The following is a 21,748-nucleotide window of genomic DNA, read 5'->3' as shown; positions in this document are numbered from 1 at the left end:
CCATGGCGATGGTCGACGCCGGCGGGATCCGGCTGCACGTCCAGCGCACGGGCCCGGCCGACGGCCGCGTCCCGCACGCCACCATCGTCCTGGTGCACGGGCTGCTCACCGACAGCCTGGCCAGCTACTACTTCACCGTCGCGCCCGCGTTCGCCGCGGCCGGCCTCGACGTCGTCATGTACGACCTGCGCGGCCACGGCCGCAGCGAGCGCCCGCCGCAGGGCTACACCCTGGACGACAACATCGACGACCTGGAGGCGCTCCTCGACCGGCTGGCCGTCACCGGGCCCGTCCACCTCGCCGGCAACTCCTACGGCGGCACGATCGCCTTCGGCTTCGCCGCCCGCCACCCGCAGCGCACGGCCAGTCTGACGCTGATCGAGTCCGAGCCCGCGACCGTCGCCTGGGCGGCGAAACTCGGCGGCATCCTCGACCGGGTGATGACCCAGCTCGCGTACAACGAGCCCGACGTCGTCGCCTGGATCACCGCCCACCGCGGCCGCAACACCGCCCGGCTGGCCAAGGGCGCGGCCCGGCTCGCCCGCGAGACCACCCTCGGCCGGGACATCCCCGCCAGCCGGGTGCTCACCGAGGCCGCGATCAGGGCCGTACGCTGCCCGGTCCTCGGCGTCTACGGCGGCGAGTCGGACCTCGCGGACCTGGTCCCGCTGATGCGGGCGCTGCTGACGGACTACCGGGCGGTCGTGCTGCCCGGGCACGAGCACTCGGTGCTGGTGGAGGCGCCGGCGGCAGTGGGCGGGCACATCCTGGACCTGGTCGGCGCCGGGGCGGGGGTCGGATGAGCGCCTTCCTCTTCGTGGTGCCGCCGCTGACCGGGCACGTCAACCCGGCCGTCGGCGTCGCCGCCCGGCTGGCCGCGCACGGGCACCGCGTGGCCTGGGTGTGCGCGGACCCGGCGCTGGTACGGCGGCTCGCGGGCCCGGACGCCGAGGTGTTCGGCTGCGCCGGCCCGGTGCCGGGCGCCGAGGGTGCCGTACGGCCGCCGGACCTGCGCGGTGCGGAGGCGCTGAGGTTCCTGTGGGAGTGGTATCTGCTCCCGCTCGCCGACGCCATGACACCGGGGGTCCGGTCGGCGGCCGAGGCGTTCCGCCCGGACGTGGTGGTGGCCGACCAGCAGGCCTTCGCCGGCGCCCTGGTGGCCGATCGCCTCGGACTGCCGTGGGCCACCTCGGCCACGACCTCGGCGGAGTTCACCGGCGCCTACGACGGTCTGCCGAAGGTGGTCGCCTGGCTGCGACACCGCCTGACCGAACTGCGCGCCCGCGTCGGCGACCCGTCCGGCACCGCCGACCCGCGCTTCTCGCCGTACCTCCTGCTGATCTTCAGCACACCCGAACTCATCGGCCCCCTGGCGCCGTTGGCCCCGCACGTCCACTACGTCGGCCCCTCCCTCGCCGGCCGCCCGGCAGGCCCCCGTTTCCCCTGGGAACGGCTGGACCGGCCCCGGGCGAAGGTCCTGGTGACCCTGGGCACGGCGAACGCCGACACGGGCGGCCGGTTCCTCGCCGCGTGCCTCACCGCGCTGCGGGAACGCGCGGACCGGGTGCAGGCGGTGATCGCCGACCCGGACGGCGCCCTCCCGGTGCCGCCGGGCGACAAGGACGTCCTGGTCCTTCCGGCCGTGCCCCAACTCGCCCTGCTGGAGCGGATGGACGCCGTCGTCTGCCACGCCGGGCACAACACCGTGTGCGAGGCCCTGTGGCACGGCGTCCCGCTCGTCGTCGCGCCCATCCGGGACGATCAGCCCGTGGTGGCCGGACAGGTGGTGGACGCCGGCGCCGGCGTCCGGGTCCGCTTCGGCCGGGTCCGCGCGGACCGGCTGGGCGCGGCCCTCGACACCGTCCTCACCGATCCCGCCCACCGGGCCGCCGCCGCCCGGATCCGCACCGCGTTCCGCGCGGCGGGCGGCGCCCGCGCCGCGGCGGCCCATCTCGAACGACTCGCAGCGGAGGGCCGATGAGTGACCCCGAGGACACCAGCAGCAGGACGGCCAAGGCGGCCCGTATCGCCGCCCTGCGCCCCGCCTACCGCAGAGACCTGGCGGCCGGCACGGACCGGTTCTTCACCGCCCGCCGCCCCGACTGCCCCTGGTGCGGCTCGGACCGGCTCGGCACCCGCCTGCGCACCACCGACCTGCTCCAGCACAAGCCCGGCCGCTTCACCCTCGACCGCTGCGCCGACTGCGGCCACATCTTCCAGAACCCCCGACTGACCCAGGAAGGCCTGGAGTTCTACTACCGGGACTTCTACGACGGCCTCGGCGAGCAGCGCATGAGCGGCACCTTCGGCGGCCGTGGCGCCATGTACCGGGCCCGTGCCGAGGCGATGCTCCCGCACGATCCCGCCCCGAAGGCGTGGCTGGACGTCGGCACCGGCCACGGCCACTTCTGCGCCACCGCCCGCGCCGTCCTGCCCGGCACCGCCTTCGACGGGCTCGACTTCACCGAAGGCGTCGAACTCGCCGCCCGCGAGGGCCGCGTGGACCAGGCCTACCGCGGCGCCTTCCCCGAGCTCGCGCCCGAACTCGCCGCCCGCTACGACGTGGTGAGCATGTTCCACTACCTGGAGCACAGCACCGACCCGGACCGCGAACTCCGCGCCGCCCACGAGGCCGTACGCCCCGGCGGCCACCTCCTCGTCGAGGTGCCGGACCCGGAGAGCCGTTACGCCCGGCTGCTCGGCCGCTGGTGGCTGCCCTGGCTGCAGCCCCAGCACCTGCACTTCATGCCGGTCGCGGGCCTGCGGCGACGGCTGACCGAGCGGGGCTTCACGGTGGTCGCCGAGCAGCACGCCGCGGCACACGATCCGGTCGACCTGCTCGCCGCGGTCTGGCTGGCCCTCGACCACACCGCCCCGCGCGAGGACGCCCCCTGGCTGCCCCGGCCGCCCGGCGCCCTGCGCCGCACCATGCGCACCGCGGTGCTCCTCGCGGGGGTGCCCGCGCTCATCACGGCGACGCTCCTCGACCGGCTCGCGGTACGCCCCCTGTCCCACCGCCTCGGCCTGTCCAACGCCTACCGCCTGGTGGCGCGCCGCGAGTGATCCCGGCTCACAGCACCTTGGCCCGGATCAGCGCGGACAGGGTCAAGGTGCCCGGCAACAGGGGCACCCAGTCGGTCAGCACCCGGTAGCCGATGACCGTCGCGGTGGCCAACGCCGGCGCGGAGCCGAAGGTGACCAGCGTCCACACCAGCGCCGCGTCGACCGCGAACCCGCCCGGCGCCGGAACCGCGCCGACGGCCGTGCCCGCCGCGAGATAGGCGAGCACCACGTGCGCCCACGGCAGCCCCAGCCCGAGCGAGGCACCGACACAGGCCAGGGTCGTCCCCTGCAGCAGCGGCATCGCGACCGCCCCGCCCCACAGCGCGACCACCCGGCAGGGCCGCGCGTGCACCTCCCGCGCGTCGGCGAGGGCGGAGCGCAGCAGCCCGGTCACCGGCCGCCGCAAGGGCCGTACGACCGTCAGCAGCACCCCGGCCGCCGCGACGGCCCCGCCGGCGACGGCGGCGAGCGGGACCAGCAGCCGCCCGTCCGGGACCAGATCACCCAGGCGCCGCCAGGCCGGCGACGTGGCGAGGAACACCAGCAGGACCAGGGTCTTCGCACTGGACTTGGCCAGCGAGTACAGCCCGATCGACGCGGTGGCCCGGGCCGGCGGAATCCCGCGGGCCCGCAGAAAGCGCAGGGTGACGGCGTGGGCGCCGAGCCCGCCCGGCAGCGCGTGGTTGGCGGCACCGGCGGCGAACTGCGAGGCCAGCAGCAGCCCCGGGGGCACCCGGTCGGGCAGGGCGCCCTGCCGGACGCACGTGGCCGCCACAAGGTTCAGGCAGGTGAGAGCGGCTCCGGCCAGCAGCCATCCGGGGTCGGCCGCGACCAGCCGCCGGACCCCCTCGTACATCACCGGCCGGTTGGCGACGGCCCAGCCGGCGGCCAGCAGGAGGGGAGCCAGGCACAGGGCCAGCCGCAAGTGCCGGGCCACGAGGGGGGACGCGGGCCGGGGAGCGCCGCCGGGACCGGGGTCCGGCAGAGCACCGGCGCCGACGGGGAGCGGATCCGCCGTCCGGGGACACGGCGGGGAGGGGAGCGAGGGGGACGGAGACAGTGAGGACACGGGGACGTCGTCCTTCCGCGGCGGGTCCCGCGGCGGGGACCTGGGGGAGGCGGGTCGGGCGATACCGCGGGGAGCCTTCCCCTCCCGCGTGACACGGGGATGTCCGAAAGCCGAAGGCGCGAGGGCGGGACGGTGCCGCCGGGCGGGTGCGCGCAAGCCGCCGTCCACCGCCGACCAGGTAGCCTTCCCTTGGGGCGCGCTTTGCATGCGGCGGCCCGGAAGGCAAGGACGGCGACAGGGGAGGATCCCGCGGTGCACGTGCAGGAATGGCTCGACACGGTGCCCGCGGCCGCCGTCTACGCCGTGGTGGCCCTGGTGATCGGTCTGGAGAGCCTGGGCATCCCGCTTCCCGGAGAGATCATCCTGGTCTCGGCGGCGCTGATGTCCTCCCAGCACTCGGGCATCAATCCGGTCGTCCTCGGCGCGTGCGCGACGGCGGGCGCCGTGATCGGCGACTCCATCGGCTACGCGATCGGCCGCAAGGGCGGTCGCCCGCTGCTGGCCTGGCTCGGCGAGAAGTTCCCGAAGCACTTCAGCGAGGGCCATGTGGCCACCGCCGAGCGGTCCTTCGAGAAGTGGGGCATGTGGGCCGTCTTCTTCGGCCGCTTCATCGCCCTCCTGCGCATCTTCGCCGGCCCGCTCGCGGGCGTCCTGCAGATGCCGTACTGGAAGTTCCTGACCGCCAACGTCCTCGGTGGCATCTGCTGGGCGGGCGGCACCACGGCGGCCGTCTACTACGTCGGTGTGGTCGCCGAGGGCTGGCTGAAGAAGTTCTCCTACGTGGGGCTGGCCGCGGCTGTGGTGATCGGTCTCGCCACCATGCTGATCATCAGGCGCAAGGCGAAGAAGGCCCAGCAGCAGGCGGACCGGGAGGCAGAACCTGTGAGCGCCGGGGAGTAAGGCGCCCCGTAAGGGGCGCGGCTCGGCTGTGTCGACATGCGGCTCCGCCGCGCGGGGGCGAACCCACCACAACGCACCCGCACCGGCATCCGCCCAGGCGTCTACTCATGCACCCCGCGATGGGCCTTCGCCAACTCCGCGTACATCGTGCCGTTCAGGGTGACCCCCTGCCGCTCCTCCTCCGACAACGGCCGCTTCACCTTCGCCGGCACCCCGGCCACCAGCGACCCGGGCGGCACCACCATCCCCTGCGGCACCAGAGCCTGAGCGGCCACGAGCGACCCGGCGCCGATCACGGCCCCGTTCAGCACGGTCGCCCCCATCCCGATGAGGCAGTCGTCCTCCACGGTCGCCCCATGCACGACGGCGTTGTGCCCGATGGACACCCGCGCACCCACGCTCACCGGAAACCCGGGATCCGCGTGCAGCGTGACGTTGTCCTGCACATTCGCCTGCGCACCCACGGTGATCTTCTCGACATCCCCGCGCACCACGGCCCCGTACCAGACACTGGCCCCCGTGTGCAGCGTGACGTCCCCGATCACGGAAGCGGTAGGCGCCACGAACGCCTCGGGATCGATCCGGGGCTCCTTGCCACCGATGCCCACGATCAGCGCCTGCTGTGTCATCACCGTCTCCTCGCCTCCATGAGTGCCCCGCAAAGAGCCCCGCAAGTACCCCGCACGGTACGACAAAGGGTGGGGCAAAGATCACAGCGGCCCACCCTCTCGCCGAAGGCAACCGCTGAGTAACGTAAGCCCGTGCCGAAGCCCAAGAACACGTTCTCGTCCTGGCGCCACCGCCTCGCCCAACGCGCGGTGCACGCGGCGTGGGCCTGGGCTCAGCGCACGGGCTCCGTCACCGCCGAGCACCCCGGCCGCCTGAAGTTCGGCGCGATCGGCGAGGCCACCCGGCTTGCCTTCCCGCTCGGCACGGTCTTCGGCGAGCCCTGGATCCACCTCGGCTCGCACTGCATCATCGGCGAGCAGGTCACCCTGACCGCCGGCCTGATGCCGGACCTGGACCTCGGTCCGGACCCGATCCTGCGCATCGGCGACGGTGTGGTCCTCGGCCGCGGCAGCCATGTCATCGCGGACACGACGGTCACCATCGGCAGCGACTGCTACTTCGGCCCGTACGTCTACGTCACCTCCACCAACCACTCCTACGACGACCCGCACCAGCCCATCGGCAGGCAGTGGCCGCGCATGGAGCCGGTGGAGATCGGCGCGGGCTGCTGGATCGGCACCGGCGCGGTCATCCTGCCGGGCGCGCGGATCGGCCGGAACGTGGTGGTCGCGGCCGGCGCGGTCGTACGGGGCACGGTGCCGGACCACGCCGTGGTGGCCGGGGCGCCCGCCCGGGTCGTCCGGCGCTGGACGGCCGAGCAGGGCTGGCAGCCGCCGCTCAGGACGCCGGCCCCGGTGCCCATCCCGGAAGGGACGACGCCGGAGCAGCTGCGGGCGCTGGCGGAACTGGACGAGGACGGGGTGGCCCGGCTCGCGCAACTGGAAACCGGGTGTGAGTAGCTGCTCTTGGCCCGCCCACGCCCGGTGAGGCGACCGCTGCGGCCACGGGCGCGCGCCCAGTGCCGCGGGAAGGTCCGAGCGCGGCCCGTCAGCGACGTCGGCGGGCGTTGAGCCGGGCGGCCTGGCGCATCAGGTGGTCGCGCTCGGCGAGGTTGGATGCCCTGCGGGCCGCCTCGGCGTACAGCCGTGCCGCCGTCGCCAGGTCGCCGTCGCGTTCGTGGAGGTACGCCGCCACCGCGGTGTGGCGGGGCAGTGAGGCGTCCAGCGCCGCGAGCGCCGTCAGGCCGGCGCGCGGTCCGTCGGCCTCCCCGACGGCGACCGCGCGGTTGAGCCGTACGACGGGGCTGTCGGTCAGGCGCGTGAGCTCGTCGTACCACTCGACGATCTGCACCCAGTCGGTCTCCTCGGCGGCGGGCGCGTCGGCGTGGAGTGCCGCGATGGCGGCCTGGGCCTGGAACTCGCCCAGCCGGTCGCGGGCCAGGGCCGCCTGGAGGATCCCGACGCCCTCGGCGATCAAGGCGGTGTCCCACCGGCCGCGGTCCTGCTCGGCGAGCGGCACCAGGCTGCCGTCGGGCGCGGTCCGGGCCGCACGCCGGGCGTGGTGGAGCAGCATGAGAGCGAGCAGCCCCGCCGCCTCGGGGTGGTCGACGGCGGCCGCGAGCTGCCGGGTGAGCCGGATGGCCTCGGCGGCGAGGTCGACATCGCCGGAGTAGCCCTCGTTGAAGACCAGGTACAGGACGCGCAGCACGGTGGCGACGTTCCCGGGCTGGTCGAACCGCACGCCGGAGACGGTGCGCTTGGCCCGGCTGATCCGCTGCGCCATGGTCGCCTCGGGCACCAGATAGGCCTGGGCGATCTGGCGGGTGGTGAGCCCGCCGACGGCGCGCAGCGTGAGCGCGACCGCCGACGACGGCGTCAGCGACGGGTGGGCGCACAGGAAGTACAGCTGGAGGGTGTCGTCCTCGGCGGTCGCAGGACCGGGCACCGGTTCCTCGTCGACGAGGTCCTCACGCCGACGGCGGGCGGCGTCCGCCCGGGTCGCGTCGAGGAACTTGCGCCAGGCGACGGTGATCAGCCAGCCCTTGGCATCCCGCGGCGGGTCGGCCGGCCAGACGCGCAGTGCCTCGACCAGTGCGTCCTGCACGGCGTCCTCGGCCGCCGCGAAGTCCGCTCCGCGGCGCACGAGGACGGCGAGCACGCTCGGAGTGAGGCTCCGGAGCAGCACCTCGTTCATCGAGGGAGGTCACTCCGTGACGCAGTGCTCGTGCCCGCCGAGGAACGGGCGCAGCTCGAGCCACTCGTGGATCGGCTTCCCGCCGGCCCCGGGGGCGGCCGACAGCTCCCCGGCCAGCTCGAGGGCCCGCTCATAGGTGTCGACGTCGATCACCATCCAGCCGGCGATGACGTCCTTGGTCTCGGCGAACGGCCCGTCGGTGACCGGCGGGCGTCCCTCACCGTCGTACCGGACGAACGTCCCCTCGGGGGCCAGCGCCTGGCTGTCGACGAACTCGCCGGTCTCCTCGAGGCGGGCCGCGAAGTCGCGCATGTACTGCACGTGGGCCGAGATCTCCTCCGGCGTCCACTGCTCCATCGGCACGTCGTTGACCGATGCAGGGGCGCCGCGGTAGTGCTTGAGCAGCAGGTACTTGGCCATCGTGGTTCTCCTCGGTGCTGGTGCGACCCATTGTGGTCGCGTTCACCCCGGGGACGGAGCCGGAGGCGGGTTCTCGACATCGCCGTCCGATATCGCCGTCCGACTTTTTTCGGGCTCGCGTGGATGAGCCTGGGTGCGCCGTCTCGCGGTGCCCGGCTCCGCAGCCCTCAGCCGGTCGCCAGCAGCAGGGTGCCGAGCAGCGCCAGCCCCGCGCCCGCGGCCTGGATCGCGCGCAGCCGCTCGCTGAGGAAGCCGCGCGCGGCCAGCGCGGTCACCACCGGGTACAGCGAGGCGAGGACGGCCGCCACGGTGACCGGGCCGTGCTGGGCGGCGACCGCGTAGGTGCCGTTGGCGGCCACGTCGGCGAGCCCGACGAAGGCCAGCGCGGGCAGCGAGGCCCACGGGAAGCCGCCCTCCGGCACCGCCCGGCCGCCCCGCCGGACGGAGACGGCGAGCGCGGCCCCGCCGACCGCGACGTTCGTCAGCCGCTGGACGAACAGCGCCAGGAACAGGCCTGTGACGGTGGTCGAGGCCTCCGTGATCAGGGCGAAGACCGTGCCGAAGCCCAGCGCCGCGACCAGCGTGAGCAGGATCGTCCGCCGCTGTACGGGCGCGCCGCGCAGCTGTGGACCGCCCGCGAGGACGACCCCGGTGACGGCCACGGCGATGCCCGCGACCTGCAGCATTCCGGGCCGCTCGCCGAGGACGAGGCCCACGCCGACCGGCACGGCCACGCTGAGTGTCGCGAGCGGCGAGACGACCCCCATGGGGCCGAGCGCCAGGGCCTTGTAGAAGGAGAGCAGGGCCACCGGTCCGGCCAGCCCGGCGGCGAACGCGAACCACAGGCGGGGCCCGGCCTCGCTCCATCCGCCGGTCGCGACGACGATCGCGCCGAGGACCGTCGCCGCGATGGCCTGCGAGACGACGACGACCGTCAGTGCGGGCGTGCGCCGGGTCAGCAGTCCGCCGCCGAAGTCGGCCAGTCCCCACAGCAGGCTGGTGGTGAGGGCGAAGAATGCTGTCACGGCCGGCCTCGCAGTACAGTTTGGTGAACGATCAGGTACACCCCACCGTAGTTCAGTGAAGTGAACTATGTCATCCCATATATTGAACACTCATCGATGGACGTGATGTGTCGGACCTCGACCTGCTGACCCAGTCCCTGGCGCGCAACGTCAAGCGCTGGCGCACCGAGCGCGGCTTCACCCTGGACGCGCTCGCCGCCCGCGCGGGCGTCAGCCGTGGCATGCTCATCCAGATCGAGCAGGCCCGGACGAACCCCAGCATCGGCACCGTCGTCAAGATCGGCGACGCGCTCGGCATCAGCATCACCACCCTGCTCGACTACGAACAGGGCCCCACCGTCCGCATCGTCCCCGCCGAGCAGGCCGTACGGCTGTGGCACACGGACGCCGGCAGCTACAACCGCCTCCTCGCCGGCACGGAGGCGCCCGGTCCGCTGGAGATGTGGGACTGGCGGCTGATGCCCGGCGAGCAGAGCCCCTCCGAGCCCCACCCGGCGGGCACGGTGGAACTCGTCCATGTCACCGCCGGTGAGCTGACCCTCACCGTGGACGGCGTGAAGCACCTGGTGCCGACCGGCGCGAGCGCCACCTTCGAGGCGAGCACCTCGCACACCTATGGCAACGAGGGCGACGTACCGATGGAGATGGTCATGGCCGTCTCGGTACCGCCCGTCCGCTGAACGGCACTGCGGCGGGCTGTTAGCGTGCGGCCATGCGTGCACCCATCGGAGACTTCGACACCGCCACCCCCGTCCCGGACTGCCTTCAGGAGCTGACCGCCCCGGTCGCCGACGCCGTACGCAACTGGCAGGGCGCGGTGCCCGCCGACCGGATCCTCTACGTCGAGACGGACCCGCGCTGGGCCGACACGGCCGTCTTCGTGGAGCACTACGGCCGCGAGCTGCTCGAGCGGTCGGCGAACTGTGTGGTGGTCGCGGGCAAGCGGGGCGGCGAGACCACCCTCGCCGCGTGCGTGGTGCTCTCCACCACCCGGGTCGACGTCAACGGCGTGGTGCGCCGCCAACTCGGCGCCCGCAAGGCTTCCTTCGCCTCGATGGAGACGGCGACCGGCGAGACCGGCATGGAGTACGGCGGCATCACCCCGGTCGGACTGCCCGCCGGCTGGCCGGTGCTGATCGACTCGGCCGTGGTCGACCTGCCCTACGTCCTCGTCGGCAGCGGACGCCGGCGCGGCAAGCTGCTGGTGCCCGGCAAGGCCCTCGCGGACCTGCCGGGCGCCGTGGTGCTGGAGGGCCTCGGGGTCGCCTGAAGCCGGCGGACGGCAGATCCGCTGCGCCGGCCCGGCGCAGTTCAGTAGGCGCTTGCGGTGCCGAGGTACTGCTCGGCGAAGGCCGCCGCCGCGGTCGGTGAGGTGAACAGGCGGCGCAGCCGGGCCAGTGTGGTGGCCGCGCGGAACGGGTCGCCGGACGAGACACCGTGATAGATGTCCGACAGCCACTGCGAGAACTCCTGGTAGTCCCACACCCGGCGCAGACACGCCGTCGAGTAGCCGTCCAGGCCGCTGCCGTCGCCCTTCGTGACGTGGGCCACGAGCGCGTCGCCCAGCAGGAAGGCGTCGTGCAGGGCGAGGTTCATGCCCTTCGCGGCGATGGGCGCCACCAGGTGACCGGCGTCCCCGGCGAGGAACAGCCGCCCGTGCGCGAGGGGTTCGACGACATAGTGGTGCATGTCCAGGACGCGTTTCTCGACCAGCCGGCCCTCGCCGAGCGGGGGCGCTCCGGCCGCGCCGAGCCGCTCGCGCAGCTCGCTCCAGACCCTGTCGTGCGGCCAGTTCCCCGGATCGTCGCCGGGCGGGCACTGGAGGTAGAAGCGGGTCAGCTCCGGGCTGCGGGGCATCTGGCCGGCGAAACCGCGTGGATGGACGCCGAACAGGACGCAGTCCGTCGACGGAGGGACCTCCGCGAGCAGCGCCAGCCAGCCTATGCCGTCGTCCTGCCGCGCGATCCGCCTGCGCTCGACGGGTATCGCGTCCCGCGTGACGCCGCGCGCGCCGTCGCAGCCCGCGACGAAATCGCAGCGCACCAGCCGCCGTTCACCCGTGTCCGGGCACCGGTACGACACCGCCGGCCGGTCGGAGTCCAGGTCGTGCAGCGAGACGTCGCGCACGCCGAAGCGGATGTCGCCGCCGCGTACGTCGGCGTACTCCCGCACCAGGTCCGTCACCAGCAACGGCTGAGGGTAGATGTGGTGATGGCTGCCGGTCAGGTCGGCGTACGGAAAGCGGTACCGCTCGCCGTCGAAGCGGAACTCGCAGGCGCTGTGCGACTCGGCGCGCTCCAGGAGCCGTTCGGACAGTCCGCGCCGGCCGAGTTCGCGCACCGCCCACTCCTCGATGACACCGGCCCGGGGCCGGGTCGCGATGAACTGCCTGCTCTCGGTCTCCAGGACGACACAGTCGACGGAGGCGGCCCGCAGGATGCCGCCGACGGTCAGCCCGGCCGGACCGGCGCCCACGACGACGACCGTACGGCGTTCCTCGGGCGCGGAGCTGAGGTGGGGGGAAGGGGAGATCACCCCCGCATTATGACGGTGTCCCGTCAGCCGGGACCGGCTGACGGGACACCAGGGGAGAGCGGGGTCAGTGCGCCGGGGCGTCGGTGACGACAACCTCTTCGATGTCGCGCTCGATCTGCTCGGGCTTGGAGGCGGTCGCCTTGGCCCAGTAGTAGATGGCGAGCGAGAACACCGCGACGACCAGGATGTCCCACCACAGCGGCAGGTCACCGTTACCGCCGAAGGTGCTCAGGTAGGAGATCACGCCGATGCCCACCAGGTAGGGCGGCAGCCACTGCGCGGCCTTGAAGTCCAGCCGCGGCGCGTTGGGCAGGTTCTTGCGGATCGCGTACCAGGCGTAGGAGCCGAGCAGCACGTAGCCGATCAGGATCGCGCAGCCCAGGCGCCACAGGGTGTCCCAGCCGGACCAGAAGATGATCAGGTTGGCGACCACGAAGGACAGCGGCGAGATGAACTTGCCGAAGGGCAGCCTGTACGGACGCTCGTGGTTCGGCAGCCGGTCGGAGAAGACGCCGTAGGCCAGCGGGGCGCCCGCGTACATCAGCACACTCGCCGAGGTGATGAAGCCGACCAGCGTCTGCCAGCTCGGGAACGGCGCGAAGCAGATCACACCGGTCACGAACGACATCGCCAGGCCGAACCACGGCACACCGCGCGAGTCGGTCTTGGCGAAGAGCTTCGGGGCGTAGCCGTTCTTGGCCAGGCCGTAGGAGATACGGGACGTGGCGGTGGTGTAGATCAGGCCGGTGCCGCCGGGGGAGATGATCGCGTCGGCGTACAGGACCCAGGCCAGCCAGCCCAGGCCGACCAGCGAGGCGAGACCGGCCCAGGGGCCGCTGATGCCGGCGTAGGCCAGGTTGGCCCAGCCCTTCGCGAAGGAGGCGTGCGGCAGGGCGGCGATGAACACGACCTGGAGCAGGACGTAGATCGTGGCGCCGATCGCGACCGAACCGAGCGTCGCGCGCGGCAGGTCACGCTTCGGGTTGCGGCTCTCGCCGGCCAGCTGGATCGCCTGCTCGAAGCCGAGCAGCGCGAAGATGATGCCGCTGGAGCTGATCGCGGTGAGGACGCCCTTGGCGCCGAACGGGGCGAAGCCCTCGGAGGTGAAGTTGGCCGGGTGGAAGTTGCCGATCGCGATGATGAAGATCGCCGCGAGCGGGACCGCGATCTTCCACCAGGTGGCGGCGCTGTTGGTGTGTGCCAGGACGCGGACACCGAGGAAGTTGACCGCGACGAACACGGCCATCAGGAGCACCGCGACGACGATGCCGCTGGTGGTGAGTGTGCCGTTGGCGTTCTGCAGGCCGTCGGCGAAGTGCCAGTGCTTGGCGTAGCCGATCATGGCCTCGACCTCGATCGGGGCCACCGTCGCGGCCTGCAGCCAGGAGAACCAGCCGAAGGACATACCGGCCAGTCCGCCGAAGGCGTAGTGCGGGTAACGGGCGGTACCGCCCGCCACCGGGAACATGCCGCCGAGCTCGGCGTGCACGAGGGCGAGCAGCACGATCGCCACCGCGCCGATCACCCACGAGATGATCGCGGCGGGGCCGGCCGCCACGACGGCCTTCTCGGCACCGAAGAGCCAGCCGGAGCCGATGATGGAACCCACCGAAGCCCACATCAGGCCGATGAGCCCCACATCGCGGCGCAGGCCGCCGCCGGTGTCGCTTGTGGCTACCGGCGCAGCCTGGTCGACGTTCGCCATGTCTAGTGGCCTCTCAGATCTATACGCAGCGTTTACGAGCAAGGAGGCCACAGGCTAGGGAGGCTTTCCGAGTGAGCAAAAGAGTGTTAACCAAATTTTGACCTGGGATCTTAGGTGTCTTGGGCGCACACTCGGTCACGGCCTTGTCACAGGTCAGATGGCCGACCGGAATGTCAATATTCAGCGGAGGATTGTGAGTAGAAAGAAAGATTCACTGGTCCAGGAGCGGAATTTCGATGGCCGGACAACGGTCCATCACCATGTCGAGGCCTGCCGCCCGGGTCCGCTCGTAGGCCGTCTCGTCCACGACCCCGAGCTGGAACCACACCGCTCGCGCCCCCGTCGTCACGGCCTCGTCGGCCACCGAGCCAGCCAGCTCGCTGTTCACGAAGACGTCGACCACGTCGACCTCGAAGGGGACGTCCGCGAGGGAGGCGTACCCCTGCTCGCCGTGCACCGTCTCGGCGCTGGGGTGCACCGGGACGATCCGCTTGCCGAACCGCTGGAGCACCTGCGCCACCCCGTAGGCGGCCCGGCTCCGGTTGGTGGACAGACCGACCACCGCCCACGTGTCGCCCAGCTCGGTCAGGATCCTGCGGATCGTCGCTTCGTCGCCGTACACGACCGCCTCCTCGGGCCGCGGGAACTGTTCCCCTGGGCAACAGTACGGGGGCGGATCAGGATTCCCGTCCCGCCATCTCGCCACCATGTCCGGAATCGGCACGAGATGCCTGCGTACGGCCGTCCGCCCGCCTACGCTCAGCCCGTGCTGCGCATCCTCGACGCCCGAACCGGTGAGCCCGTCCCCGCCGCGCCCGCCCGCCGCGGCCTGACCCGCATCGAGGCCCACGCCTCCGGCCCCGACCTGACGGCCCTGCGCGTTCTCCTCACCGCCGACCTCCTGGTCCGCGCCCTGGAGCTGGGCGGCACACCGGTCTGGGCGACCCTCGCCGCACCCCACCGCCCCACCGAACTCCGCACCGCCGCGACCGCCCTGGCCATCCGCCCCTTCGAGGACGCCCGCGACCTCGCCTCGGGGCTGGGGGAGGCGCAGACGATCCACGTGACGACCGACCCACCGGACGCCTCCGGCGGGGGACCGGTGGTGTGGGTCGCGCCGGTGGCCTGGACGGGGGAACCGTCGGTCGGCCCAGGCGCGGATCCCGCCCGCGAGCCCGGCCCCGGGCATGGGCCCGGGCATGGCCCCGAGCCCGGCTCCGGTCGTGCCCCCGAGCCTGGCCCTGCGCGTGCCCCCGAGCCTGCTCCTGGGCGGCCCCTCGAATCCGCTCCTGGGCATGTCCGTGAGTCCGGCCCCCGGCATGCCTCCGAGCCTGGCCCTAATCGAGCCCCCGAGCCCGCCCCTGGGCATGTCCCCGAATCCGCCCCCGGGCATGGCGCCGAGCCCGGCCCCAGCCGGGCCCCCGAGCCCGATCCCAGCCGCGCCACGGAGCCCGGCCCCAGCCGCGCCCCCGAATCCGCCCCCGAGCCCGGCCCCAGCCGGGCCCCCGAGCCCGATCCCAGCCGCGCCCCCGAGCCTGGCCCTCGTCGCGCCCCCGAACCCGCCCCCGGGCATGGCCCCGAGCCCGGCCCCAGCCTCGCCCCCGAATCCGCCCCCGAACCCGCCCCCCACCCCCCGCTCCCCGCCCTTCTCGCCGCTCTCCCCGACCCCTCCGCTCTTCGGCTGGCTCTGCTCTCCGTCCCCCGTGGTGAGCCTGTCCGGCTGGACTCCGCCGTGCTGGAGGAGGCCGCCGGGCGGCTGGTCCGGTGGCGGCGGGCCGTGGCGGGGTGGGCGCGGCAGCCCTCGCGGCCGGTACCCGACGAGGTGCGGGCACGGCTGCGCTCGGCGTGGGAGGACGACCTCGACCTGCCCGGAGTGCTGGAGGTGCTGCGGGCCGTCGAGAGCGCCCCGGATCTGCCCGACGGAGCCCGCTTCGAGACGTACGTCTACGCAGACCGTCTGCTGGCCCTGGACCTCGCCCGCGACCTCGGGAGCCTCTCGTGATGGCGCGGGCCGGCTCGCGCCCGCTGCGCCGGCTGGTGGTCCTGCGGCACGCCAAGTCCGCCTGGCCCGAGGGCGTCGAGGACCACCGCAGGCCGCTCGCGCCGCGCGGGTTGCGCGACGCCCCGGCCGCCGGACGCGCCCTCGCCGAGGCGGACTGCCTGCCCGACCTCGCCCTGTGCTCCCCGGCCGTACGCGCCCGCCGCACCTGGGAGCTGGCCTCGGCCGAGTGGGGCACCCCGCCGCCGGTGCGCTACGACCGGCGGTTGTACGCGGCCGGCGTACCCGAGCTCCTGGAGGTGGTCCGCGAGGCGCCGCCCGAGGTCGAGACACTGCTGCTGGTCGGGCACAACCCCGGTCTCGAGGAGCTGATCCTGGAGCTGGCGCGGGACGGCCTCGACGACACGCTGGAGCGGGTGCGGACGAAGTTCCCCACGTCCGCGATCGCCGTCCTCTCCTGGTACGGCGCCGGCTGGCCAGCCCTCGGCCCCGGCACGGCGCTTCTGACCTCGCTGATCGTGGCGCGCGGCCAGAAGACGTAGCACCACGCGCGCGTGCGCGACGGCGTGCGCCCGTCGCCGCCCGCTCCCCGGCACCGCATAGGCTTGCGGGATGCAGGACGAGTACCGCACAGTCGCCCACGCGGGCGTGCACGAGATCGAGATCAACCGCTCCCGCTTCCTGTGCGCCCTCGCCCCGGCCGCCACCGAGCAGGAGGCGCAGGACTTCATCGCCTCTGTGCGCAAGGAGCACGCCGACGCCACGCACAACTGCTGGGCGTACGTCATCGGCGCCGACGCCTCCGTGCAGAAGGCCAGCGACGACGGCGAACCGGGCGGCACCGCCGGCGTCCCCATGCTGCAGATGCTGCTGCGCCGTGAGATGCGCTACGTCGTCGCGGTCGTCACCCGCTACTACGGAGGCGTCAAGCTCGGCGCCGGCGGGCTCATCCGCGCCTATGGCGGCGCCGTCGGCGAGACCCTCGACACGCTCGGCACGATCACCCGGTGCCGCTTCCGGCTGGCCACGGTGACCGTCGACCACCAGCGCGCCGGCAAGGTCCAGAACGACCTGCGCGCCACCGGACGCGAGGTCCGCGACGTCCGCTACGGCGAGGCGGTCACCATCGAGATCGGCCTGCCGGACGCGGACGTGGACGCGTTCCGCGCGTGGCTCGCGGACGCGACGGCGGGCACGGCCGGCTTCGAACTGGGCGGCGAAGCCTACGGAGATGCCTGACGGAGATGCCTGACACTCAGCCCTGATCGGGTAAAAACCACCCAAGTTGGCCTGCCGTGTCGGGCCGTTACGGGAGTAACCGCCCGTGATGTCAGACCCGGCCGTTAGTCTCGGGGATCATGAGACTCCTGCACACGTCCGACTGGCATCTCGGCCGGGCCTTCCACCGGGTGAACATGCTCGGGGCCCAGGCCGAGTTCATCGGTCACCTCGTCACCACCGTGCGCGAGCGCGCGGTGGACGCGGTGGTCGTGTCGGGCGATGTGTACGACCGTGCGGTGCCCCCGCTCGCCGCGGTCGAGCTGTTCGACGACGCCCTGCACCGCCTCGCGGACCTCGGCGTGCCCACGGTGATGATCTCCGGCAACCACGACTCGGCCCGTCGGCTCGGCGTCGGCGCCGGGCTCATCGGCCGTGCCGGCATCCACCTGCGCACCGAGCCGTCGGCCGCGGGCACCCCGGTCGTGCTGGCCGACGCCCATGGGGAGGTCGCCTTCTACGGTCTGCCGTACCTCGAACCGGCCCTGGTGAAGGACGAGTTCGCGGTGGACAGGGCCGGTCACGAGGCCGTCCTCGGCGCCGCCATGGACCGCGTCCGCGCCGACCTCGCCACCCGCGAGCCGGGCACCCGCTCGGTCGTGCTCGCCCACGCCTTCGTCACCGGCGGCCAGGCCAGCGACAGCGAGCGGGACATCACCGTCGGCGGGGTCGCCGCCGTACCCGCCGGGGTCTTCGACGGCGTCGACTATGTGGCGCTCGGCCATCTGCACGGCTGCCAGACCATCACCGAGCGCGTGCGCTACTCGGGCTCACCGCTCGCCTACTCGTTCTCCGAGGCCGACCACCGCAAGAGCATGTGGCTGGTCGACCTCGACGGCGACGGCCGCGTCCACGCCGAGCGCGTCGACTGCCCGGTGCCGCGCCCGCTGGCCCGCATCAGGGGCGGGTTGGACGACCTCCTCGCCGACCCGGCGCTGACGCGCCACGAGGACGCCTGGATCGAGGCCACCCTCACCGACGCGGTCCGCCCCGCCGAACCCATGGCCCGGCTCACCGAGCGCTTCCCGCACGCCCTCAGCCTCGTCTTCGCCCCCGAGCGCGCGCCGGACGACCCCCAGGTCTCGTACGCCCGGCGCCTCGCGGGCCGCAGCGACCAGCAGATCGCCCACGACTTCGTCGCCCATGTGCGCGGCGCCGGGCCCGACGAACGGGAGGCGGCCGTCCTGCGTGAGGCCTTCGACGCCGTGCGCGCCGACGCCGCCGTGCGGGAGGCGGCCCGGTGAGGCTGCACCGGCTCGACGTCACCGCCTTCGGGCCCTTCGGCGGCTCCCAGAGCGTCGACTTCGACGCCCTGTCCACCGCCGGGCTCTTCCTGCTGCACGGCCCCACCGGCGCCGGCAAGACCTCCGTCCTGGACGCCGTCTGCTACGCCCTGTACGGCTCCGTCCCCGGCGCCCGGCAGAACGGCCAGGGCATGCAGCTGCGCAGCGACCACGCCGAGCCGCGCACCCGCACCGAGGTCCGCCTGGAGCTGACCGTCGCCGGCCGCCGCCTCGAGATCACCCGGCAGCCGCCCTGGGAGCGGCCCAAACTGCGCGGCACCGGCACCACCGTGGACAAGGCCCAGACCTGGCTTCGCGAGTACGACGCCGAGGCCGGCGCCTGGAAGGACCGCAGCCGCTCCCACCAGGAGATCGGCGAGGAGATCACCCAGCTGCTCGGCATGAGCCGCGAGCAGTTCTGCCAGGTCGTGCTGCTGCCCCAGGGCGAGTTCGCCCGCTTCCTGCGCGCCGACGCCGAGGCCCGCGGCCGGCTGCTGGGCCGCCTCTTCGACACCCAGCGCTTCGCCGACGCCGAAAAGCGCCTCGCCGAGCGTCGCCGGGCCACCGAGGCACGCGTGCGGGAGGGCGACGCGGCGCTGCTCGCCGACGCCCACCGCATGCAGCAGGAGGCCGGCGACGCCATGGAGCTCCCCGAGCTGGCCCCCGGTGACCCGGGCCTGGCCGACGCCGTCCTCTGCGCCGCCGCCGTCGCCCGCGCCACGGCCCGCGAACGCCTCACCGTCGCCCACTGCCGCCTCGCCGCCGCCGATTCCGCTCATGCCGCGACCCGGCGCGCCCTGGACGAGGTACGCGAACTCGCCCGCCTGCAGAGCCGGTTCACCGAGGCCCGGCAGCGCGCCGCGCGGCTGCAGGAGCGGGCCGGCGCCCATCAGGAGGCCCAGCGGCGCATGGAGCGGTCCCGCAAGGCGGAGGCGGTCGCGCCCGCGCTGGAGCTGCGGGAGGCGGCCGAGGAGGAGCACCGCAGGGCAGCCGCGGCCGAGGCACGCGCGCGTGGCATGCTCCCCGACTCCTACGCCGACGCGGGCGCGGGCGGACTCGCCGCCGCCGCCCGCCGAGCCGCCGAGGAGCTGGGCGGCCTGGACGCGGCCCGGCGCGCCGAACGCCGGCTCGCCGAGCTGGCCGAGGAGCGGTCCGGGCTGGACCGCCAGGAGTGCGCCGACGAGGACGTGCTGCGCGAGGCCGAGGCCTGGCTCGCCGGGTGGGAAGCCACCCGCGCGGCGCTGCAGTCCCGCGTCGACTCCGCGCAGGAGGCCGCCACCCGCGCCGAACAGCTCGCCGTCCAGCGGGAACCGATGCGCGGGCGCCTCGAGGCGGCCCGCACCCGCGACCAGCTGGCCGCGGACCTCGAGGACGCACAGCGCCGGGCACTCGCCTCCGAGCAACGCGCCCTCGACGCCCGCGCCCACTGGCTGGACCTCAAGGAACAGCGCCTGGACGGCATCGCCGCCGAGCTGGCCGCCCGCCTCACCGACGGCGAGCCCTGCGCCGTCTGCGGAGCCACCGAACACCCGGCGCCGGCCCGCAAGGTCGCCGGACACGTCGACCGCGAGACCGAGGACCGGGCCCTCGCCGCCCACCAGCGCGCCGAGGAGCAGCACACGCAGGACCAGCGGCGGCTCGGCGTCGTCCGCGAGGCCCTCGCCGCCGCCACCGCCGAGGCCGGCGACGCGCCCACCGCCCGACTCGAGGAGACCGCTGCCGAGTTGGAGCAGGAGTACGCCCGCGCCCGCCGCGACGCCTCCGCGCTGCACGCCGCCCACGAGGAGCTGCGGCGCGCCGAGCACGAGCGCGAGCGGCGCCTCGCCGACCGCCAGCAGGCCGCCGTACGGGCCGCCTCCCGACTCACCCGGCGCGAGACCCTGGAGCGCGAACAGGCCCAGCTGGAGGCCGAGTTGGCCACGGCGCGCGGCGGCTCGGGCAGCGTGGCCGCCCGTGCCGCGCAGCTGGAGCGGCAGGCGGCGCTGCTCACCGACGCCGCCGACGCCGTACGCGCCGCCGAGGACGCCGCCCAGCGCCTGAAGGACGCCGACGCCCGCCTCGCCGACGCCGCCTACCGGGCTGGTTTCGACACCCCGCAGGCCGCGGCCGCCGCCCTCCTGGACTCCGCGGCCCACCGTGAGCTGCAGCACCGCCTGGACGCCTGGCAGGCCGAGGAGGCCGCCGTACGCGCGGTGCTGGCGGAGGCCGACACCGCGGCCGCCGCCCAGCGTCCGCCCGCCGACCCGGCCACGGCCGAGCGCGCGGCCGCCGCGGCCGAACACCGGCTGCGCGAGGCGGCGTCCGCGCGTGACGCGGCGGCCCGCTGCTGCGCCGAGCTGGACCGTCTCTCCGCGCGCGCCGGCGAGGCCGTACGCCGGCTCGGCCCGCTCCGCGAGGAGCACGACCGGGTCGCCCGCCTCGCCGCCCTCACCGCGGGCACCTCCGCCGACAACGACCGCAAGATGCGGCTGGAGTCGTATGTGCTCGCGGCACGTCTGGAGCAGGTCGCCGCCGCCGCGACCGCCCGGCTGCAGCGCATGTCGTCGGGCCGCTACACCCTCGTCCATTCCGACGACCGCAGCGGGCGCGGCCGCAGCGGGCTCGGGCTGCACGTGGTCGACGCCTGGACCGGACGCGAACGCGACACCGCCACCCTCTCCGGCGGCGAGACCTTCTTCGCCTCCCTCGCCCTCGCCCTCGGCCTCGCGGACGTCGTCACCGACGAGGCCGGCGGCGTCCGCCTCGACACGTTGTTCATCGACGAGGGCTTCGGCAGCCTCGACGACCAGACCCTGGACGAGGTCCTCGACGTCCTGGACTCACTCCGGGAGCGGGACCGCAGTGTGGGCATCGTCAGCCATGTGCCCGACCTGCGCCGCCGGATCCACGCCCAACTGGAGGTGGTGAAGGGCAGATCGGGGTCGGTGCTGCGGCAGCGGGGCGTCTGACGGCGATCAGACACTGCGGGCGCCGGTAGTACATCGTGGGCACTCAAGGGTGATTTGTCCCTCTCTTTCCGCCCCTTTCCTTGATCTTCTTTGCCCTTCTGTCCCGGATCTGTGAACCGCGCAGGGTCTGCGCTGCGGGCTGGCCCAGCTGGCCGCCCTGCCCACACCGGGTTCGAGGACACAGTGCGGGACCTCATGCGCCGTGACGGCCTGCCCGCCACGTTCCATGGTGTCGACCAGGACGCCCTGCAGAACTGCCTGGCGAACGACCCCGACAGCTGCTTGGCCACCGTGCCCGGGCTCGCGCAGTGCGTCGATCGGGAACTCTTGAAGTGATCACGGTGCGCCACTACGTGGGTCAATCGTCGGCCCGGTCAGGGTTCATAGTGCAAGGTCGTGTGGTTGACGACTTCCAGACCGGCAGCCGGCCTCGTCCAACGGGTCTGCTGCAGGTTTGGGTGACAGTCCAGCCGAACACCTCTCCGGTGTACCGGTCGAGCATCCAGGCGTGCTCGACGAGCCGGTGACCTGCCCCGACGAACGGGAACTCGCCGTGCGCCGAGTCTGCGTCGACAATGGCCAGCGGTTCCGCGTCGGGATGTTGGGAATTCCGCACCTCGACCACCTTGCGTCCCGCACGAACACCTGTGCCTGGCAGGCGGGTACCGGGTCGTACTCGGCCTCGATGCTCAGAGCCTGACTCCTGTCTCTCGCTTCGCTCGGATGTTGGGGAGGAAGGGGCTGAATCCGGCCATCCCTG

General features: G+C 73.7%; 21 protein-coding genes and 2 pseudogenes. 15 read left to right on the top strand and 8 right to left on the bottom strand.

The features are described from left to right. The first annotated feature begins 2 nt into the window (after window positions 1–2). Genes ACWDEN_RS17340 through ACWDEN_RS17330 form a run of 3 tightly spaced genes read left to right on the top strand, consistent with a single transcriptional unit; the run spans window position 3 to window position 3,063 of the window. Window positions 3–803: an alpha/beta fold hydrolase gene (locus ACWDEN_RS17340; RefSeq protein WP_351623117.1), complete on the top strand. Its 801-nt coding sequence runs from the start codon at window positions 3–5 to the stop codon at window positions 801–803. Beyond that, on the top strand, window positions 800–1,981 hold the full coding sequence (locus tag ACWDEN_RS17335; protein WP_450859568.1) for a glycosyltransferase: 1,182 nt from the start codon (window positions 800–802) through the stop codon (window positions 1,979–1,981). The genes ACWDEN_RS17340 and ACWDEN_RS17335 overlap by 4 nt, the downstream gene beginning before the upstream one ends. Beyond that, window positions 1,978–3,063 (top strand): class I SAM-dependent methyltransferase, encoded by a 1,086-nt coding sequence (locus tag ACWDEN_RS17330; protein ID WP_450859567.1) that lies wholly within the window; start codon window positions 1,978–1,980, stop codon window positions 3,061–3,063. The genes ACWDEN_RS17335 and ACWDEN_RS17330 overlap by 4 nt, the downstream gene beginning before the upstream one ends. A 7-nt stretch (window positions 3,064–3,070) precedes the next feature. On the opposite strand, the gene ACWDEN_RS17325 is transcribed toward ACWDEN_RS17330, so the two are convergent. Then, entirely contained in the window at window positions 3,071–4,132 is a 1,062-nt protein-coding gene (locus ACWDEN_RS17325; protein ID WP_450859566.1) for a lysylphosphatidylglycerol synthase transmembrane domain-containing protein, read from the bottom strand. Window positions 4,133–4,384: 252 nt separating this feature from the next. Here ACWDEN_RS17325 and ACWDEN_RS17320 point away from each other — a divergent pair, with 252 nt between their 5' ends. Continuing rightward, a complete protein-coding gene (locus tag ACWDEN_RS17320; RefSeq protein ID WP_450859565.1) occupies window positions 4,385–5,032 on the top strand; it encodes a DedA family protein in 648 nt (215 codons plus the stop codon). Window positions 5,033–5,133: 101 nt separating this feature from the next. Here ACWDEN_RS17320 and ACWDEN_RS17315 read toward each other — a convergent pair whose 3' ends face one another. After that, complete coding sequence (locus ACWDEN_RS17315) at window positions 5,134–5,661, bottom strand: gamma carbonic anhydrase family protein (protein ID WP_351621435.1); 528 nt, start codon at window positions 5,659–5,661, stop codon at window positions 5,134–5,136. 132 nt (window positions 5,662–5,793) lie between these two features. Between ACWDEN_RS17315 and ACWDEN_RS17310 the strand changes: the two genes are divergently transcribed. Continuing rightward, the gene (locus ACWDEN_RS17310) at window positions 5,794–6,561 is read left to right on the top strand and encodes a DapH/DapD/GlmU-related protein (RefSeq protein ID WP_450859564.1); all 768 of its coding nucleotides are present in this window, start codon (window positions 5,794–5,796) and stop codon (window positions 6,559–6,561) included. An 88-nt stretch (window positions 6,562–6,649) separates the two neighbouring features. Here ACWDEN_RS17310 and ACWDEN_RS17305 read toward each other — a convergent pair whose 3' ends face one another. From ACWDEN_RS17305 to ACWDEN_RS17295, 3 genes are all read right to left on the bottom strand, one after another. Beyond that, window positions 6,650–7,795: an RNA polymerase sigma factor gene (locus tag ACWDEN_RS17305; protein WP_351621431.1), complete on the bottom strand. Its 1,146-nt coding sequence runs from the start codon at window positions 7,793–7,795 to the stop codon at window positions 6,650–6,652. Window positions 7,796–7,804: 9 nt separating this feature from the next. Further along, window positions 7,805–8,215 carry a YciI family protein gene (locus ACWDEN_RS17300; protein ID WP_351621428.1) on the bottom strand — a complete coding sequence of 137 codons (411 nt, stop codon included), beginning with the start codon at window positions 8,213–8,215 and terminating at the stop codon, window positions 7,805–7,807. 167 nt (window positions 8,216–8,382) lie between these two features. Beyond that, the gene (locus tag ACWDEN_RS17295; RefSeq protein WP_450859563.1) at window positions 8,383–9,240 is read right to left on the bottom strand and encodes an EamA family transporter; all 858 of its coding nucleotides are present in this window, start codon (window positions 9,238–9,240) and stop codon (window positions 8,383–8,385) included. Window positions 9,241–9,347: 107 nt separating this feature from the next. Here ACWDEN_RS17295 and ACWDEN_RS17290 point away from each other — a divergent pair, with 107 nt between their 5' ends. Continuing rightward, entirely contained in the window at window positions 9,348–9,920 is a 573-nt protein-coding gene (locus ACWDEN_RS17290; protein WP_351621424.1) for a helix-turn-helix domain-containing protein, read from the top strand. A 32-nt stretch (window positions 9,921–9,952) separates the two neighbouring features. After that, a complete protein-coding gene (locus ACWDEN_RS17285) occupies window positions 9,953–10,510 on the top strand; it encodes a YbaK/EbsC family protein (protein ID WP_450859562.1) in 558 nt (185 codons plus the stop codon). Between the two features lie 41 nt (window positions 10,511–10,551). Here ACWDEN_RS17285 and ACWDEN_RS17280 read toward each other — a convergent pair whose 3' ends face one another. The 3 genes from ACWDEN_RS17280 to ACWDEN_RS17270 all read right to left on the bottom strand — a co-directional run bounded on the left by ACWDEN_RS17280 (window position 10,552) and on the right by ACWDEN_RS17270 (window position 14,102). Next, window positions 10,552–11,775: a 4-hydroxybenzoate 3-monooxygenase gene (locus ACWDEN_RS17280; RefSeq protein ID WP_450859561.1), complete on the bottom strand. Its 1,224-nt coding sequence runs from the start codon at window positions 11,773–11,775 to the stop codon at window positions 10,552–10,554. A 64-nt stretch (window positions 11,776–11,839) separates the two neighbouring features. Then, window positions 11,840–13,480 carry an APC family permease gene (locus tag ACWDEN_RS17275; protein ID WP_351621417.1) on the bottom strand — a complete coding sequence of 547 codons (1,641 nt, stop codon included), beginning with the start codon at window positions 13,478–13,480 and terminating at the stop codon, window positions 11,840–11,842. 211 nt (window positions 13,481–13,691) lie between these two features. Beyond that, window positions 13,692–14,102, bottom strand: coding sequence for a CoA-binding protein (locus ACWDEN_RS17270; RefSeq protein ID WP_450859560.1), 411 nt, complete (start codon window positions 14,100–14,102; stop codon window positions 13,692–13,694). A 105-nt stretch (window positions 14,103–14,207) separates the two neighbouring features. On the opposite strand from ACWDEN_RS17270, the pseudogene ACWDEN_RS17265 reads away from it, so the two are divergent. The 8 genes and pseudogenes from ACWDEN_RS17265 to ACWDEN_RS17230 form a co-directional block, all read left to right on the top strand. Further along, window positions 14,208–14,648, top strand: a pseudogene (locus ACWDEN_RS17265) (hypothetical protein); the annotation flags it as partial. Window positions 14,649–15,137: 489 nt separating this feature from the next. Beyond that, window positions 15,138–15,482 (top strand): annotated as a pseudogene (locus ACWDEN_RS17260) (hypothetical protein); the annotation flags it as partial. Continuing rightward, window positions 15,479–16,021, top strand: a complete 543-nt coding sequence (locus ACWDEN_RS17255; protein ID WP_450859559.1) for a SixA phosphatase family protein — start codon at window positions 15,479–15,481, stop codon at window positions 16,019–16,021. The pseudogene ACWDEN_RS17260 and the gene ACWDEN_RS17255, both read left to right, overlap by 4 nt. Window positions 16,022–16,091: 70 nt before the next feature. Next, window positions 16,092–16,718 (top strand): YigZ family protein, encoded by a 627-nt coding sequence (locus ACWDEN_RS17250; RefSeq protein ID WP_450859558.1) that lies wholly within the window; start codon window positions 16,092–16,094, stop codon window positions 16,716–16,718. Between the two features lie 119 nt (window positions 16,719–16,837). Next, window positions 16,838–18,001 carry an exonuclease SbcCD subunit D gene (locus ACWDEN_RS17245; RefSeq protein ID WP_450859557.1) on the top strand — a complete coding sequence of 388 codons (1,164 nt, stop codon included), beginning with the start codon at window positions 16,838–16,840 and terminating at the stop codon, window positions 17,999–18,001. Further along, on the top strand, window positions 17,998–20,988 hold the full coding sequence (locus ACWDEN_RS17240; protein ID WP_450859556.1) for an AAA family ATPase: 2,991 nt from the start codon (window positions 17,998–18,000) through the stop codon (window positions 20,986–20,988). Before ACWDEN_RS17245 ends, ACWDEN_RS17240 begins: the two co-directional genes overlap by 4 nt. 195 nt (window positions 20,989–21,183) lie before the next feature. After that, on the top strand, window positions 21,184–21,324 hold the full coding sequence (locus ACWDEN_RS17235; RefSeq protein ID WP_351613450.1) for a hypothetical protein: 141 nt from the start codon (window positions 21,184–21,186) through the stop codon (window positions 21,322–21,324). A 172-nt stretch (window positions 21,325–21,496) separates the two neighbouring features. Further along, entirely contained in the window at window positions 21,497–21,688 is a 192-nt protein-coding gene (locus ACWDEN_RS17230) for a hypothetical protein (protein WP_351613447.1), read from the top strand. The last annotated feature ends 60 nt before the right edge of the window (window positions 21,689–21,748 follow it).

The organism is Streptomyces sp. NPDC001153 (assembly GCF_053598315.1).
Note: the sequence above shows the minus strand (reverse complement) of the source record. Positions and strands in the feature narration are given on the sequence as shown.